Here is a 16,469-nt window from a genome sequence, read left to right as displayed (position 1 = left end):
CTCGGCCCACGGCCCCGATGGGCGAAGGTGGGCCGAGGGCCCGCTGCGGGCAGGCCGCGGCCCGCTCCGGCAGGATCGCCGCAGCGCGGCTAGCTGCGTGCGGCCCGCTTCGCCCGGTACATCGGCATCATCGCGGCGAGCCCGAGCAGCACGACGACCGCGCCGCCGAGCACGTTGCTGAGCACGACGCCGGTAGTGGCCTCGGCGCCGCTCACCGTCCACACCGCGACGACCGTCCACACACCGAGTAGCGGGCAGACCCACGTCAGCCGGTGACTGCGCTCGTAGGCCATCGCGAAACAGGCACCGAGTGCAGCGATCGTGATGCCCACGATGAGGTTGCTGAGCATGAGGCCGCTGAACTGGGTGAACCCGACGATCCACGGCGACAGCGCTACGAACAGCCCGGCGAGCATGGTCAGGCCGTCCGTGAGCTGGGCAGCGGGTGTCTCGGCCATACGGTCGTACCGGGCGCCCATCGCCACGATGTCCGGATGGTCGGTCATCTGAGTCGTGTTACCGGGAGTGTTCTCGGTAGTCATCACACCACCTCCACGAACAAGGGCTCCCCCTCGTTCCCCGTATCCATTATGCGCTTTTCCGGTCGGTACGGAAGTGCCGAGCGCGGCCCCGTGTCCGGGCCGCTCACCGGCTCCCCGGAGCGCGGGGGTGCGAGGCGCCCGGCTCAGGACAGGCCGAGTACGGACACGAGCGAGCGGGCGGCGTCCCCGCCGCTGTCGATGGCGATGTCCAGGGCCGCCGGCACGTCGAGCTCGGTGCTCAGCGCGCGCCGTACCCGCTCGGGGGCGGTATCGCCGGTCGCCCGGCGGCTCGCCGCGCTGTAGAGCTGCTCCAACCTGCCGCCTGCCGCGTCCAGCAGGTCGATGGAGAAGTCCCAGGAGTCGTGCCACCTGCGGTCCAGGATCATCATGCGCAGCACGGCAGGCGCGTGCTCGGCGAGCAGGTCCGACACCAGGACCAGGTTGTCCGCCGATTTGGCCATCTTGCGTCCCGCCACGGTGACCGTGCCGACGTGCAGCCATGCGCGCGTGTAGGGCGTCACGCCGGTGAGGGCCTCGGCCATGGCCGCGTGGTAGGCGTGGTGCGGGAAGGACAGGTCGGCGCCGCCCGCGTGGATGTCCACCCCGGAACCGAACACCGAAGCCGACATCGCGACGCACTCGGCGTGCCAGCCCGGTCTGCCGGTGCCCCATGGCGACTCCCAGCCGACCCGGTCCGGGCCGGCAGCCTGCCAGACAGCCACGTCGAACGGGTCGTCCTTCGCCGGGTCGTCCGGTCTGCCGTCGAACTCCACGGCCAGCTCGCGCGCGCGGTGCCGGTCCAGACCGGCTCGGGCGGGGACGTGGTGACCCCGGAAGTACACACTGCCGTCCCGGACGTAAGCCGCGCCGGAGTCCACCAGGTGCCGTGCGAGGCGCACGACGTGCGGGATGTAGCGGTGCGCGCGCGGTTCGTGCTGCGGCTGCCGCAGGTTGAGCTTGGCCATCTCGGTCTCGAACCGGAACTGCCCGACGGCGGCGAACCAGTCGGCATCCGTCCCCGCACGTGCGGCCGCCGCATCGAGTACGTCGTCGACGTCGGTGACGTTGCGGCACACGTCCGGTTCGACACCGACGAGGCGCAGCACCCGGCCCAGCACGTCCACCCAGACGAACGTCGCGGCATGACCGAGATGGGTGACGTCGTAGGGCGTGATGCCGCAGGCGTACACGCGGGCGCGGTCCAGCAGGGGCAGTGACGTACCGGACAGCTGCAGCGCACCGTACGCGTCCCACCTGCCGTGACCGTTCATGCCGCCGAGTATGCCGCGTATACCGGCGACGGGCAGCACGATGGTGCGTGCCCTGCCGTGCGGCGGTGCCGGATGCGCTGCTCGGGCCGGACGTGTCCGAGGTAGCGACGGAGGCAGGGGGTTACTGCGTTCGTCGTACCGGAACGAATTTTCCGAGAAGTTTTCGTGCCCGGTGACAGGAATCCTCGCTGTTCGGCTCGAGTCGGGTGCACAGTGCTGAGGAGGTTGCCGATGAGGCGCCGGATGATCGCGCTGGGGGGGGGTACTGCTTGCCGTCACGACGTTGAGCGTTACAGGGGCACCATCGGGAGCCGCGACACCGGTGGCTTCTTCTGCGCGGGCTGGATGGACTTCCACGACGGCGTGGCAGGCCGTGGCCCGACGTACGACCGGCACCATCTGGCCGAAGGGGTGGACAAGGAGGGTGCCGCCGAGGGGCACGCCACGGTGGACGGTCACGAGTTCGCCAACCGGCACCAGACCTATGAGCCGGTGCCGATCGGCTACTACGTGAGCCCTGCGGGAGCGGGCAACTCCGACTGTGACTCGGACCGGTGCGACGCGCCGAACTGGGTCGTGGACCAGGAAGCCTGGGAGGAGGCAGGGGGACCACGGCGGCGCGGACCCTGGTGCGGACCGGGAAGGGTCCTGGCCCGTCCGAGGTGGGCGTGTCCCTCGGTGAGCTGTCGGCCGTTGCGGGCCGGATCCGGATCGCGGGTGGCCTGCTGCCCGAACCGACGCAGCAGAACTTCCACCCCTACGGCCTGCGCTCGTACGCGGTGACCTACACCGGTTACGAGCTGTTCGAGAACCTCCTCGCGCAGCCAGGGTGAGCTTCGGGCCGGGTCTCACCCGCCGTTGCCGTGCACGGCGAGCACGCGGTCGAGGCGGTCCCGCCACCACGCGACCCGTCCGGGGTCGGTGAGCGCGTGCGTGTCGAGCAGGCCGGGGTCCGGCGCGGGTGGCGTGCGTGGAACGGGCAGGTGGCCGTCGACGACCCGCAAGGAGTCGGCGCCGGCTGCGAGGTCGCCGTCGAGAAGGGAGAGCGTGCCGAGGCCGCAGGCGAAGTCCAGTTCGGGAAGGGCACCGGCCAGAGCCAGCTGCGCGGCCAACCCCACGCTGGTCTCCAGCGCGGAGGAGACCACACACGGCAGCCCGGCGGCCTCGGCGACCTCCAGCGAGCGCCGGACGCCGCCGAGCGGGGTGCACTTGAGCACCGCGACGTCGGCGGCACCCGCCAGGGCAACCCGCAGCGGGTCCCCGGCACTCCGGATGGATTCGTCGGCGGCGATACGCACCTCGACCCGGCGCCGGACGGCGGCGAGGTCCTCGATGGTGCGGCAGGGCTGCTCGACGTACTCCAGCCCGCCGGCCGCGCTGTCGAGCAGGCGGATATGGCCGGCGGCCGTGTCGACGTCCCAGGCTCCGTTGGCGTCCACGCGGATCGCGCCGTCCGGGCCGAGTGCGTCGCGCACCGCCTCGACGCGGGCGAGGTCCTCGTTCAGGGACTCGGGGTGGTCGGCGACCTTGACCTTGGCGGTTCCGCAGCCGGAACGGGCGGCGAGCTCCCTGGCACGTTCCGGGTCGAGGGCGGGCACCGTGCAGTTGACGGGTACGCGGTCCCGCACGGGTGCGGGCCATCCGACGGTGCACTGTTCGATCGCGGTGGCCAGCCACGAGGCGGCGACGGTGTCGTCGTAGTCGGTGAACGGGCAGAACTCACCCCACCCGGCCGGCCCCTCGAGCAGCATCCCCTCGCGCACGGTGATCCCCCGGAACCGGGTGCGCATCCCGATCGCGTAGATGCGTGCGCCGCCGACGTCGATCTGGCTTGAGGTGCCTGTCACTCGGGTATCTCCGGATGCTCGCCGTGCGCCCGAGGCAGGCGGCCGGATCCGTGTCCGTACCGTGACCCCGGGCCGCGTCCCCGTCGAACGGCTCGACGTGTGTCCTCGACGTGGGCCCGGTGAGACTCGAACTCACACTGGCATGGACCTAAACCATGTGCCTCTGCCTATTGGGCTACGGGCCCCGCTCGTCGCGACAAGCCTAACGAACACGCGGATCCGGCGACGCTCCGGAGTGCCACTGCACGGTGCGGTCGGGCGGTGATCTACTGTGAGCGACGACCAGGATCTGTGCCCGTTCCTGGACCCCCTTCAGCGACGTCAGGAGGACACGTGGTCCGCGATCAGGAGAGCATCGAGCGGGACATCGAGAGGGCGCGCGACGCCCTCGCTGTCACACTGGACCAGCTCGGTACGAGGGCGAGCCCGAAACGTCTGGCCGACTCCGCCAAGACCTCGGTGCGCGCAACGTGGTCCGAGCCGAAGGTGAAGTACCCCGTGATCGGCGCCGGCGTGTTGATCGGTGCGCTGGTGCTGCGCAAGCTGCTGCGCTAGCGCCGGTATCGCCGACGCCGGTATCGCCGATCAGGCGCTGAGCTCGCCCTGCGGGCTCCCGTCCCCGGTAGTGGGAGGTTCGGCATCGCCCGCATCGGCGTCGTCGGTGCCCTCGCTGCCGGTGTGCTCGCCAGCCGGGGCGGCTGCCTGCTCCGCCTCCGGGCCCGCGATGCGCACCTGCATGTACTTCGCCGTGAAGTCGACAGCGCTGCCGTTGAGCATGTGGACCACCGCTCGTTCCTCCTGCTCGGGGACGAGCTTGTCGATCAGCTGCTCGGCACGGTCACGGGCGGCGATGAGGCCGGGTGCGCGCGCGGTGAGCTCGCGGCCCAGACCGGCCACGGTGATGGTCCATTCCTCATCCTCTTCCGCGTAGCTCGCCGTTATCGGTTCCACCATCCGACTCACCCCTTCCTTCGCCGCTCATCATTCCCCTGTGAAGACCGTGCCGCCACCCGTTTATGACGCGATCTTCGGACACGTCAACAGGCAGGGGCATGATGGCCTAGGTGAGCGTGGGGGCGCAGCGGTAACCGTCACGGAGTGTGGCACGTCACGAGTGGCCGCCCTGCCTGTTGCCCAGGCCGTTCCACAGGATCTCCATCGTCAGGGCCGTGGCGCGCTCCGGGGTGACCTCGTCCCAGCGCTCCGCCCAGATCGCCATGCGCTCGCAGGCCCCGACGAGGAACTCGGCGACCGCCTCGACCTCGAGATCGGGCACCCCGGGTAGGTAGACCCGGATGAGGGAGGCGTTGAACTCGGTCTGCTGGCGCCGGATGGCCTCGACCTCGTCGGCCGCCGACGCGCCGACCAGGGACAGCTCGTGACGAAGCAGCGACCATTCCGCGTGACGCTGGTCGATGAACTGGAAGTAGGCGAGCAGGCCCTGCCACAGCGCCTCCTCGGCCGAGCGGGCCGAGGAGGCGGCGTTCTCCGTCGCGGCCAGCAGGTCGGCCCGTGCCCTGCGGATCGCGGCGATGAGCAGGCCTTCCTTGGAATGGAAGTACTCGTAGAGCATCGGTTTGGACACGCCCACGCGCTCGGCGATCTCGTCCATGGACGCCGCGACGTAGCCGCGTTCGGCGAACAGGGCAACGGCGACATCGATCATCTGACGCTCGCGCTGGGCGCGCGGCATGCGCTTACGAGGGGCGGCTGAGCTGTTCGGTAGCGCGGTCACAACCCAACTCTACCGGAGGTAACTCTACCGGAAGTAACCTACTCATAGTAATATTGTTGGTGACGGCATCGAACACGACGGATTGAGGCGCTATGACCAGCACTGACACGAGGGTGGAGGAAGCCACGACGGTGATCGTCGGCACGGGGTTCGCCGGGCTCGGGATGGCGATCCAGCTGCTCAGGGAGGGCCGTACGGACTTTCTCGTGCTGGAGAAGGCGCACGAGGTCGGCGGAACCTGGCGGGACAACTCCTACCCGGGCTGTGCGTGCGACATCCAGTCGCACATGTACTCGTTCTCGCACGAGCAGAACCCCGACTGGTCACGGGCGTTCGCTCCGCAGGCGGAGATCTTCGACTACCTCAAGCGCGTCGCGGACAAGCACAACCTGCGCGAGTACATCCGTTTCGGCAGGGAGATGACCTCGGCAAGGTGGGACGAGCAGCAGCACCGCTGGCATGTGTACAGCAGCGACGGCGAGCACTATGTCGCCAAGTTCCTCGTCTCCGGGGTCGGCGCGTTGCACCTGCCGCAGATACCCCCACTGGAGGGGATCGAGCGCTTCCGGGGAAGGACGTTTCACTCCGCCGACTGGGACCACGACTTCGACCTGCGGGGCAAGAAGGTCGCCGTGATCGGGACGGGGGCCAGCGCGATCCAGTTCGTCCCCCGGATCGCACCCGAGGTCGCCGAGATGACGGTGTTCCAGCGCACGCCGCCGTGGATCATGCCCAAGTCCGACCGCGAGATCCCGCGGTGGGTGCGCGCGATGTTCCGGAGGCTGCCCGCGACGCAGCGCGCGTACCGCAGCTTCCTGTACTGGATGCTCGAGGCGCGCGCGATCGGTTTCAACGGCCATCCGGGTCTGCTCAAGCTGGCGGAGAAGGTGGCGAAGTGGAACATGCGCAGGACGATCTCCGACCCGCAGCTACGCGCCAAGCTCACCCCCGACTACCGGATGGGCTGCAAGCGGGTGTTGATCTCCAACGACTACTTCCCCGCGTTGACCCGGAGCAACGTCGACGTGGTCACCAACGGCATCGCGGAGGTGCGCGAGCACAGCGTCGTCGACACGGCAGGGCGGGAGTACGAGGTGGACGCCATCATCTACGGAACCGGCTTCCACGTCACCGACGCCTTCGACTACCTGGAGATCACCGGGGAGGACGGGCGTGACCTGTCGACCGAGTGGTCGTCGCAGGGCATGGAGACACACAGGGGCATAACCGTGGAAGGGTTCCCGAACCTGTTCTTCCTGCTCGGCCCGAACACCGGCCTCGGGCACAACTCGGTGGTGTTCATGATCGAGTCCCAGGTCCGCTACACGATGGAGGCCATGCGGATCGTGGAGCGGCAGGGTGCCGACGCGCTGCGGGTGCGCGGGGACGCGCAGGAGCGGTTCCAGGAGCACATCCAGCGCAAGCTGGAGAAGGGCGTGTGGGCCCAGGGCGGGTGCACCAGCTGGTACCTCGACTCCAAGGGTGTGAACCGCACGATATGGCCGGGGTTCACCTGGAAGTACTGGCTCGACACGCGCAAGGTCGAAACCAGCGAGTACGAGCTCCTCGGCCGCCAGTGAGCGGCACCCGCCCGGGTGCGGGGAGCCCGATGTGACCTCGGTTCCGTAGAAGGAGCCGAATGTCACATCGGGCTCTCACTCTCGCCGTCGATCTCGCCGTTGTCGTCGGGTTCGTCGTCGCCGGGGGCGTCGGTGTCGGAGAACCTGCGCAGGTGCTCGAGGAGTTGGATCGTGGTCAGCCCGCACAGCTCCGCCATGCGCTCCACGGCGGCAGGGTCCAGATGCACGACAGTTCCCCGGCCACCGTTGTCCCCGTTCAGGCGGCCCTGGGCCCACCTGCGCAGGGGCAGGAGCTCGGGCCGGTTGTCCCGCACCACCCTGGCCAGATCGACATCGATCTGGCCCGGTGAGCTCGTGAACAGCCGAGCGTGTACACGGGCGAGGAGGTCGTGCGGCAGCTCGTCCATGGCCAAACAGATCTCGGCGAGCCGTACCACGGAGCAGTGCCGCGTGCCGAGCTCGTAGGTCGCCAGCGTCTGCACCGAGATGTCCCGATCCAGGTGCCTGTTGAGCTCCTTGCGGGTCCACCCTTGGCGTTTGCGAACCCTGCGCAGCTCATCGCCGAGAATCCGCTGATACCTGTGACTGTCGATGCGCACCGTGCGTCCCTCTCACGTCCTCACCTGACCGGTCCGGGGTGGTTGTGACAACCACCGGCTGAGGCCCCCACGCGGACCCCACACTGGTGAAAGGCATGAGATAGCCGGTCATGACGCGAAACGGCCGGATTTCCCGCGCACGATGCGCGAGCCGAAGGGCTCCTCCGGTGCACATGATGTACCCGAGGACCCCTTCGGCTCGCGCCGCGCGACAGCTAGTTGACGCAGGTCACTCCGTCGGCGGTGATGGGTTCCTGGCCGGAGTCCTCCGCCGCGGGCCCTTCGGGGTTCGCCCCGGGCCCGCCGGGGTCCTGCTCCGGCGCGTCCGGGCCGTCCTGCTCGCTTTGCGGCGTGCGGCCGCTGCCGGATTCCGCGGACAGCTCGGTGCCACGGAAGTCGCTGCCCAGGAGCACGGTGATGTTGCCGGGCGTCAGCGCGGGATCCTCCTCCGGCCTGCCGGGGCCGTCCAGCGCCTCGGCGACACGGTCGGCCTTGTCCCGTTCCCCGGGCGCGTAGCGCACCACGGTGGCTTCCCTGGCGGTCGCGTTGCTGACCAGCCCTTCGATGAACCCCTTGCCGGTCAGCGTGTCCGCGACGTCGGCCGCGAGCCCCGGCACCGTGGTCGTGTTCATCACGTTGACGGTGATGTCGGAGTTGTCCTGTTCCTCGGTGTGCCCGGAGTCCTCGTCGTCCTGCTCGTCCCCGGACAGCTCGGCGAAGAAGTCGCGGACCTGTGCCGGGTCGACCTGCACAGCCGACCCGTCGGGCGTGTCCATGCTCAGGCTCATCACCGGGATCGTGTGGAACTCGATCTGGCCACCGGCCAGCCCGCTCATCTGCTCGGCGAAACCCATGACGTCCCAGTCCTGGTCCAGGACCACCGCCTTCTTGAAGGCATCCATCAGATCGTTCAGCTTGCGAGGGTTCGTCAGGGTCCCTGTGGAGAGCACCTTGTTGGCCAACCCCGCCATGAAGGCCTGCTGGCGGACGACGCGGTCGAGGTCCCCGCGTGGCAGGCCGTGCCGCTGCCGGACGAAGCCGAGCGCGTCGGCTCCGGAGATGGTCTGCACCCCGGCGTCGAAGTCGGCACCGGAGTCGTAGTCGTCCACGGGCTCCTTGAGGCACACCTTGACGCCCCCGATGGCCTCGGTGATCTCCAGGAAGCCGAAGAAGTTGACCGAGGCGTAGTTGTCGATGGTGCGGCCGGTCAGCGCCTCGACGCTCTCGATGAGGGTTCGCGCGCCTTCCTGGTCGGAGCGGACCTCGAGCTCGTTCGGGTCCGTCACGCCTTGTTCCCGCAGGCGTCGTTCCTCGGTGGTCTTCCCGCGTGCGAAGGCGGAGTTGATCTTGTGCTTGCCGTACCCGGGGATATCGACGTAGGAGTCCCGCGGGATCGATACCGCGACGGCCCTGCTCCCGTCATTGGGGATGTGCACGTGAATGATGGTGTCGGTGTTGAGCTCCCCGTCGGCCTCACCGACGTTGATCTCGTTGAGCTCCTCGAGGGGAACCTCGTTGCCCTGTGCGTCCGTCCGGCTGTCCACACCGATGAGCAGGATGTCCCGTGAGCCGTCCGCCGGTTCGTGGCCACCGCCCTCGTCACCGATCACGTCGGCGACGGTCAGCCCGTGACCCATACCTTGCAGGGTTCCCCACGCGTACCCCGTAGCGCTCATCACCAGCAATGAGACCAGCGCGAGGGCGATCTTGGCCCCGCGTAGCGGTGCGCGTCGTGACGTGCGCGCGCCGGACGCGCCAGGACCGCGGCCGCGCTGCGTACCGGACCCGCGGTTGGAGCGCTGCCGATCGGTCGCGGCCCGACCCTCGGTACGATTCACCCGTGGCAACGCCGGGGTGGTCTCCAACTCCTGGTCGAGCCACGGTCGCGACGGTCGCCGTTCCCGCCGGTTCGGCCGCGGCCGGTTATCCACGCAGAGCGCTCCCTTCCGAGTCCGTTCGCCCCCGAATGACGCCGTGCTACATACCGTAGGTTGCCCGCCAGAAGGTGGAGATCCTTCGGAACGTGCCTAGCAAACTCTCAGCCATGCCAAAGAGCCGGCGTCCCCGGGGAGTATGGCAATGTGACGGCAATCACCTCGCATCGGTCGGTCTTTCGTACTTGCGGCGTGCGTAGCGAACTTGGTCCCTTCCCTGTTCCTTGGCTTCGTACACGGCAGCGTCAGCGGCCTGGACCAGGGTCTCCAGTGAGTCGGCGTGCTGCGGGTACACCGCGACACCGATCGAGGTCGTGCGCCCGGTGATGGTCGCCGAGCCTCCTCGTTTGTTGGTCGTGACGATCTTGGCTCGCGCCACGGTGTTGCGAATGCGCTCGGCCGTCTGTCCCGCGGACTCCAGGTCGATGTCGGGCAGGAGGACGAGGAACTCCTCGCCTCCGAAGCGGCCGACGATGTCACCGGGGCGCGTCTCCTCGGTCAGCAGCCCGCCGACGTGTCGCAGCACATCGTCTCCCGCCGGGTGCCCGTACGTGTCATTGATCCACTTGAAGTCGTCGAAATCGATCATCAGCAGCGCCGGCCCGGACCTGTCCCTACTGCCCCTGCGGAACACACGCTCAGCCGACTCGGTCCAGCCCCGCATGTTGAACAGGCCGGTCTTGGAGTCCGTCCGCACGTCCGACTGCAGCTGACCGAGCTCGGCGAGCCGGTTGAACACCACGGTCACCAGGGCCATGATCGCCACAGCGGGGGCGACGTTGACCAGCAGGATGGCGGTCACCGCGCCGAGCCCGATAGTGACGGCCTCGATCATGTTGTCCTGCACGGTGCCGAGCACCTTGCTCCACGAACGCAGGCGGGCCGCGCCGAGAGCGAGGACTCCACCGGTGAGGGTCAGCTGCACGACCTCGTAGACACAGCCCGCGAGCACGATCGCGCCGAACTCGGGAAGGCCCCAGAAGGCGCCGTCGGCCGACAGCTCGGCGCGGTCGATGGCGGCGAACGCCAGGTGTGCCACGGCGGCAGCGGTGGCGATGCTGATCGAGGAGAAGACGAAGTTGTGCGGAGGCCGTCGCGCGATCAGCCACCGCTGGGTGCGTAGCAGCAGAACCAGGAGCAGGATCAGCGGTATCGGCAGCAGCAGCGCGGCGGGAAAGATCCATACCGCGGTCAGATCGATGATGACCCCGTCGATGCGGCTGCGCCTGCGCGCTTCCTGCCTACTGGTCAGGAGAATGTGAACCGTCCCGCCGGCCGCCAGTATCGCGAACCGCAGCAATTCCTGCCCGCTCGGAAGTGCGGACGTGGCGATAGCGAGGACGAAACCGGCAAGTGCCAGGGTCTCGATGGTGAGCAGAAAGGCGATCATCGGTTTCGGTCTGCGCCACAGGTCCCACCTGCGGGGGTCGCGTGACCGGTTCGCGGAGTGCGCCTGATCGTGTTCGGTGACGTGCGGCGAGGCGACGTCGGGGGCGGTGTAGCGGCGGCCGCGCGGAGGAGACGTCATGGCGTTCCTCCTTTCGGCGCGTTCCCGCCCGCGACACCACGGGGTTCCGGGCACCGGGGTGGCCCGTCGACGGGTACCATTCCACGGTATCCGTTGCGCTGGTAACGCTGGGTTATTAGTGGCTCGTTCGAGTAAGACTCACGTCTATCGGAGGTGATTTCGATGGCCGACCGTGATTTCTGAGGGATTGCGAAACGCTGAATCGGTTCTGTGTCGCTATAGGGAGGTGTTCTCGATGACCGACCGTGATTTCTGAATGCGCACTGACACGTACCGTGGCCGCGGCGACGGATCGTGCCGCGCGGTACGCGCGCGCGACCCCACTGGGGCGCGCCGGGACATACCGCCCGGCGATGGACCGCCGGCGGCGAACGATCGGGGCGGAAACCATCGCTACCGCCCCTCCATGGTGACGTCGCACCGAACACGGTGCCACCGTAGCGCGCTGAGCACCGCCAGCGCTGTGCCGAGCAGCCCGGTAAGGGCGACGGTGTGCATCGCGGAGCCGAGCAGCTCCGCGAGCGCACCCGCGAGCGCGACACCGAGCCCCTGGGTCACGCGGAGCCCGGTGCGGTAGGCGCCCCCGGCGCTGCCGCGGTGCTCATTGGGTACGAGCGTGAGGAAGGTGGCGTTGACCGTGACGAGGTAGGCCCCCGTCGCGCCGCCTGCGGCCAGCAGCACGAGCGTGACCGGGAGGTTCGGTTCGAACGCGAAGCACAGCAGTACGGCGAGCGAGGCCACGGCCAGCACGGGCACCGCCCGCATCCGTACCGCGGGCGACGCGAGGTGGGACAGCAGGAACGCGCCGAGCACGAAGCCGAGCGGGTCCGCGGCGAGAATCCACCCGACGGTGTGCTCGGCCGTGGACAGCTCGGCTGCGAGGGGAGCGGCCAGTCCGAGCGGCACGGCGGCGAACCCGACCAGCCACGACAGCCAGACGAGCGCCCGGAGCCGGGGGTCACCGAACACCAGACGGATGCCGTCGAACCACCCGTCGGACGGGCGGCCCGCGCGGGGCCGCCACCGCACCCGGGCGCGCACGATGCCTGCCGCGACGGCGAACGTCAGCGCGTCGAGCGCCAGCGCCCAGTGCGGACCGAGCACGGTCACGAGCAGGCCTCCGCCCGCGAGGCCGAGCAGCATCACGGTGTTGGTCGTGACCCCGCGAAGATCCTGGCTACGCAGGTAGAGCTCGTCGCCGCCGAAGACTTCCCTCGTGATCGCATGGTGCGCCGCGTTGGCGGGGGCGCCGAACAGCCCGACGCAGAACACGAGAGCGCACAGCAGTGTCAACGGCAGGCCCGGTACGGTCATCGTCGCCACCAGTAGCGCCTGAGCGAGCAGGCAGCTGGTCAGAACGGTGCGACGCGGGTAGCGGTCGGCGAGCTGGCTGAGCCCGAGCCCGCCGGCCAGCGCGGGGAGGAACGTCATGGCATAGACCAGCGCGGCCCACAGCGCCGATTGGGTCCGGCCGAACACCATGATGGCCAGCGCGACCTTCGCGAGCTGGTCCCCTGCGAGCGAGACGGCTTCGGTGCCCCACAGTGCCCGGAACTCCCGTACGGCGAGCACATCGATGAACCGTGGCCTGCGGTTGTCCGGCTGTGCCCGCGCCGCGCTTGTGGTGTTCCTTCTCGCCGGCACCAGGGTGCTCTCCCCTCGCTGCGGCTCACGCTGTGTTGCCGGAGTGTACTAGAATGATTACCTCACGTGCACGGTTACTACTCGCTGATCAGTGCGGCAGTACCACTCCACCGGTCATCGTCACCCACTCGGCGCAATGAACGTGCCGTTCGACGACGAGTCTGGTTCGCGACGCGAACGTGAGATCGAGACTGGAGCCATGGGCATGCTCGACAGTAAGTCCGTGGTGGTCACCGGAGCCGGGCGCGGGCTCGGGGCGGCGTTCGCCGTGCACGCGGCGGAGGCCGGGGCCGCCGTCGTGGTCAATGACGTGGATGTCGCCACCGCGGAACGCACGGCCGGCGCGATCCGGCGGCGAGGCGGTCGCGCGGTCGTCAGCGGGCACACGGTGCGTGAGCCCGACCAGGCGCAGGCCATCGTGGATACGGGGGTGGCGGCGTTCGGCGGCGTCGACGGGCTCGTCAACAATGCCGCGCTCAACTACGAGTGCACGCCGTGGGACGAGGACACCGGCACGGCGCGGGAACTCATCGAGGTCAACGTGCTCGGCGTGATCCACGCGGGGCTCGCCGCCGCTCGGGCGATGCGGGTCCGGGGCGGGTCGATCGTGAACATCTCCTCCGGGGCCTTCTTCGGCCAGCGACGGTTGGGCACCTACGCGGCGAGCAAGGGAGCTGTCGCGTCACTGACGGCCTCGTGGGCGCTGGACATGGAGGACGCAGGCATCCGGGTCAACGCGGTGTGCCCGCTCGCGCGCACCCGGATGGTGCACCGGTCCCGGCGCGCGCTGCGCAACTGCCCGCCCGACCGGACGCCGGACCGGATCGCGCCGCTCGTGACGTACCTGCTCTCGGACGCCGCAGCGGAGGTCACCGGCCAGGTCGTCCGGTGCGATGGGCAGCGGCTGCACGTCGTCGGGCACCCCTACAACAAGATGCCCGTTCTGGAGAACACCCGATGGCATACCGATGAGGTCCGGCGAGCGTTCGACGAGGTGTTCGCCGCGCACCTCGAGCCGTACGGCGTGGAGAAACGCCTGCCGCCCCGGTTGCGGCGCCTGGTCGCACCGTTCACCAGGCGCACAACCCCCCGGGCGTCCTGAGCGCTCCCGCCGCCTCAGCCGCCGAATTCGGACGTGCCGGTCTCGGCGGCGTCGAACCCGGCCGCGCTCGTCGCCCCGCTGCCAGCGACACCGAGCACGCCCAGCACGATCATCGCCACCAGGAGTACCTTGCCGCCGGTGGACAGCAGCAGCGGCCGGGTGTCGCTGGTTGTCGTGGCCGGTGCCGTGTCCCCGTGCTGGACGCGCTTGTCGTCGCCGAACAGCATCTTCGGGTACGCCGAGGTCACGAGCAGCGTGTACGCCATGAACCGCAGCTCGTAGCGCAGCGCCGCGGCGCTGGCCGCGAAGACCGGTCCCGGTATCCGACCGAGGACAAGCACGATGAGCCAGAAGAAGAACGCGAGTACCGTCCACCCGCTCGCGACGACGGCGGCGACGATGTAGGCGGGGATCAGCAGGATGATGCGGAACAGCACCGCGAGCCGGTTCAGCCGGTCCTGCGCGGGCAGCGTCAGCCCGACGTCGTGTCCGGGAGCCGACCACGCGAACGGCGGGTAGGCGTCGGTGAGCAGGTAGACGTACGCGTTGACGCGTGCGGCGTAGCCGAGATACCCGCTCAGGTACTGGAAGCACCAGCCGGGCAACCTGCCCATGACCAGGGCAGCGAACCACCCGATGAACACGACGACGACCGCGGCGAGGTAGAGCACGTACAGCACGATGAACTGCGGGATCAACAGCAGTAGCCGCACCAGGACCGTCCACCGGCGCTGCCGCTCCTGGTGCGTGACATCCAGCTCCGGCAGCGGTTCCGCGCGCGGTGTGCCGGTCGGCGCGGGGGCGTTCTCCCCAGCGGGTGTACTCACATCGTTCCCTTCGGTCTCGGTCGGTGCCCGTGTGGCTCCCGCAGGCTCCGGGGCGCCGACAGTGCCGCGCACAGCGGGATGGCCTCGTTCTAGCACCTCAGGGCGCCGGACGCCGGGTGGAGCCGTGCCTGTCACGCGAACGGTGGAAGCGTTCGTGCCGGGCAGGACAGGACCCGCGGGCCTGCCGGAGCGAGCCCGGCGAGCAGGTAGAGCGAGCCCGCCGACCAGGTAGCATGGCCGCGTACGACCTCGCGGCTCACGGAGGGGATGAGCCGGTCCGGCCGGAGGCGGCGCGAAGCGTCGCCGAGCCGCGGGGAGGCCGACCGCGTGCGCTCAACGGGGATCGCCGCGAGGTGCCGAACCCGAACTGCCGCCGACCCCCTGAGGAGCGACCCTGACTTCGCCTGTGCGCACGCGCGGCCCCCGTTCCCCGGCCGGCTTCTACGGATGGCACATCGTCGGCTTCGCCACGTTGATGGTCGCGGCGAGCGCGCCGGGTCAGACCGCGGCCGTCTCGGTGTTCATCGACCCGATGATCGCCGAGCTCGGTATCAGCCGCTCGACCGTCTCGGCCGCCTACCTCGTCGGCACGCTCTCCGGGGCGTTCGCGATGCCGTTCGTCGGGCGGATGCTCGACCGGTTCGGCGTGCGCCGGGTGATGACCGTGATCGGGCTGGTGTTCTCGGCCGCGCTGTGCGCCCTGGCCGCCGTCAGCTCGGTGGTCGGGCTGACCGGGGGATTCGTCGCGATCCGGATGGCGGGGCAGGGTGCTCTCGGGCTGGCGGCGACGACCGCGGTGGCTCTGTGGTTCGACAAGCGACGCGGCACCGCGCTCGGCGTGGTCAGTGCCATCGGTGCGTCGGCGATCGCGCTCGCTCCCGTACTGCTGGAAGGTGTTGTGATCGCGCAGTGGGGTTGGCGGTCCGCCTGGCTGGCGCAGGGTGTGACGATCGCCCTTGTCGTGCTGCCCGTGGCGTGGTTCGGCATGCGGGACCGCCCGGCGGATCTGGGGCAGCGACCCGACGGTGCGCCCGACGACGGATCGTCCGGTGAGCGCCACGCCTGGGGGCTCACCCGCGCCGCCGCGCTGCGCACCCCGTTCTTCTGGGTCGTGACTGCGGCGATCGCCACGGTGAGCCTGCTGGTCACGGCCATCAACTTCCACCAGATCAGCTTGCTCGGCGAGCAGGGCCTGAGTGCCACGGAGGCCGCGGCGAACTTCATCCCGCAGACCGTGGCGAACCTGCTCGCGACATTCGCGGCAGGCTACCTGGCCGACCGCGTGCACAACCGGATCCTGCTGGTGGCGTGCATGGCCTGCCTGCTCGGCGGCCTCGTGCTGGCCACCGTCGTCTCGCCCGGCGTGCTCGCCGTGCTGCTCGGCCTGCTCATCGGTGCCGCGGGTGGAAGCGTGCGGGCGCTGGAGGCGGCGACACTGACCCGGTACTTCGGTACCGCGCACATCGGCGCGATCCGGGGGACCGTCTCGGCTGTGATGGTCGGATCGACCGCGTTCGGGCCGCTGGCCTTCGCCGGGGTGTTCGAGCTCGCGGGCAGCTACGTACCCGCCCTCCTCGTCGCGTCGGCCATGCCGGTCACCGTGGCGATCGCCGCGATCGTGATCCGCCCACCCCACGTCGGAAGCCGGAACCACGAAGGCGCCACACCCGAGCCGTGTGCTGAATGACGCTTTCACTCCACACGGCGAGCTGAATGCGTCATTCACGCCACCTGACGGAGTGAAAGCGTCATTCAGCACACCCAGTGTCGGTGGGGAGACAGTGTTCCTGCGCGGCAGCGTGGTTTCTGGTGTGCTGGCCCGGGAAATCCGGCAGGAGCAACCGGCTGGGGCTACCGGCT

The 16,469-nt window shown here is 69.4% G+C and carries 15 protein-coding genes and 1 tRNA gene; 5 read left to right on the top strand and 11 right to left on the bottom strand.

The features are described 5' to 3' along the window. Positions 1–89: 89 nt before the first annotated feature. Together H0B56_RS06230 and H0B56_RS06225 are read right to left on the bottom strand one after the other, a co-directional pair. On the bottom strand, positions 90–542 hold the full coding sequence (locus H0B56_RS06230) for an SPW repeat protein (protein ID WP_180891968.1): 453 nt from the start codon (positions 540–542) through the stop codon (positions 90–92). Positions 543–685: 143 nt separating this feature from the next. Beyond that, positions 686–1,813, bottom strand: coding sequence for a cysteine--tRNA ligase (locus tag H0B56_RS06225; protein ID WP_180891967.1), 1,128 nt, complete (start codon positions 1,811–1,813; stop codon positions 686–688). 668 nt (positions 1,814–2,481) lie between these two features. Here H0B56_RS06225 and H0B56_RS06220 point away from each other — a divergent pair. Next, on the top strand, positions 2,482–2,646 hold the full coding sequence (locus H0B56_RS06220; RefSeq protein WP_180891966.1) for a hypothetical protein: 165 nt from the start codon (positions 2,482–2,484) through the stop codon (positions 2,644–2,646). A 15-nt stretch (positions 2,647–2,661) separates the two neighbouring features. Here the strand turns inward: H0B56_RS06220 and H0B56_RS06215 are convergent, their stop codons facing one another. Beyond that, positions 2,662–3,660 carry an o-succinylbenzoate synthase gene (locus H0B56_RS06215; protein WP_343063779.1) on the bottom strand — a complete coding sequence of 333 codons (999 nt, stop codon included), beginning with the start codon at positions 3,658–3,660 and terminating at the stop codon, positions 2,662–2,664. 111 nt (positions 3,661–3,771) lie between these two features. Continuing rightward, a tRNA-Leu gene (locus H0B56_RS06210) sits at positions 3,772–3,845 on the bottom strand. Positions 3,846–3,993: 148 nt separating this feature from the next. Here H0B56_RS06210 and H0B56_RS06205 point away from each other — a divergent pair. Continuing rightward, complete coding sequence (locus tag H0B56_RS06205) at positions 3,994–4,215, top strand: DUF3618 domain-containing protein (protein WP_180891965.1); 222 nt, start codon at positions 3,994–3,996, stop codon at positions 4,213–4,215. 30 nt (positions 4,216–4,245) lie between these two features. On the opposite strand, the gene H0B56_RS06200 is transcribed toward H0B56_RS06205, so the two are convergent. Beyond that, the gene (locus tag H0B56_RS06200) at positions 4,246–4,614 is read right to left on the bottom strand and encodes a hypothetical protein (protein WP_180891964.1); all 369 of its coding nucleotides are present in this window, start codon (positions 4,612–4,614) and stop codon (positions 4,246–4,248) included. 154 nt (positions 4,615–4,768) lie between these two features. Beyond that, the gene (locus H0B56_RS06195; protein ID WP_425484496.1) at positions 4,769–5,395 is read right to left on the bottom strand and encodes a TetR/AcrR family transcriptional regulator; all 627 of its coding nucleotides are present in this window, start codon (positions 5,393–5,395) and stop codon (positions 4,769–4,771) included. Positions 5,396–5,487: 92 nt separating this feature from the next. On the opposite strand from H0B56_RS06195, the gene H0B56_RS06190 reads away from it, so the two are divergent. Further along, a complete protein-coding gene (locus H0B56_RS06190; RefSeq protein ID WP_180891963.1) occupies positions 5,488–6,975 on the top strand; it encodes a flavin-containing monooxygenase in 1,488 nt (495 codons plus the stop codon). Between the two features lie 62 nt (positions 6,976–7,037). Here H0B56_RS06190 and H0B56_RS06185 read toward each other — a convergent pair whose 3' ends face one another. From H0B56_RS06185 to H0B56_RS06170, 4 genes are all read right to left on the bottom strand, one after another. Continuing rightward, positions 7,038–7,574 (bottom strand): helix-turn-helix domain-containing protein, encoded by a 537-nt coding sequence (locus H0B56_RS06185; protein ID WP_180891962.1) that lies wholly within the window; start codon positions 7,572–7,574, stop codon positions 7,038–7,040. 215 nt (positions 7,575–7,789) lie between these two features. Beyond that, a complete protein-coding gene (locus H0B56_RS06180) occupies positions 7,790–9,505 on the bottom strand; it encodes an LCP family protein (protein WP_343063778.1) in 1,716 nt (571 codons plus the stop codon). A gap of 160 nt (positions 9,506–9,665) precedes the next feature. Then, positions 9,666–11,036 (bottom strand): GGDEF domain-containing protein, encoded by a 1,371-nt coding sequence (locus H0B56_RS06175; RefSeq protein WP_180891961.1) that lies wholly within the window; start codon positions 11,034–11,036, stop codon positions 9,666–9,668. 393 nt (positions 11,037–11,429) lie between these two features. Further along, positions 11,430–12,614 carry an MFS transporter gene (locus H0B56_RS06170; protein WP_180892370.1) on the bottom strand — a complete coding sequence of 395 codons (1,185 nt, stop codon included), beginning with the start codon at positions 12,612–12,614 and terminating at the stop codon, positions 11,430–11,432. Positions 12,615–12,879: 265 nt separating this feature from the next. Between H0B56_RS06170 and H0B56_RS06165 the strand changes: the two genes are divergently transcribed. Further along, positions 12,880–13,782 (top strand): SDR family NAD(P)-dependent oxidoreductase, encoded by a 903-nt coding sequence (locus H0B56_RS06165; protein ID WP_180891960.1) that lies wholly within the window; start codon positions 12,880–12,882, stop codon positions 13,780–13,782. 14 nt (positions 13,783–13,796) lie between these two features. Here H0B56_RS06165 and H0B56_RS06160 read toward each other — a convergent pair whose 3' ends face one another. Then, positions 13,797–14,609, bottom strand: coding sequence for a DUF4389 domain-containing protein (locus tag H0B56_RS06160; protein WP_343063777.1), 813 nt, complete (start codon positions 14,607–14,609; stop codon positions 13,797–13,799). Between the two features lie 406 nt (positions 14,610–15,015). On the opposite strand from H0B56_RS06160, the gene H0B56_RS06155 reads away from it, so the two are divergent. Then, positions 15,016–16,296, top strand: coding sequence for an MFS transporter (locus H0B56_RS06155; RefSeq protein ID WP_180891959.1), 1,281 nt, complete (start codon positions 15,016–15,018; stop codon positions 16,294–16,296). The last annotated feature ends 173 nt before the right edge of the window (positions 16,297–16,469 follow it).

The organism is Haloechinothrix aidingensis (assembly GCF_013450155.1).
GTDB classification, from domain to species: Bacteria; Actinomycetota; Actinomycetes; order Mycobacteriales; family Pseudonocardiaceae; genus Haloechinothrix; species Haloechinothrix aidingensis.
This window is presented reverse-complemented; position numbering and strand designations above follow the sequence as displayed.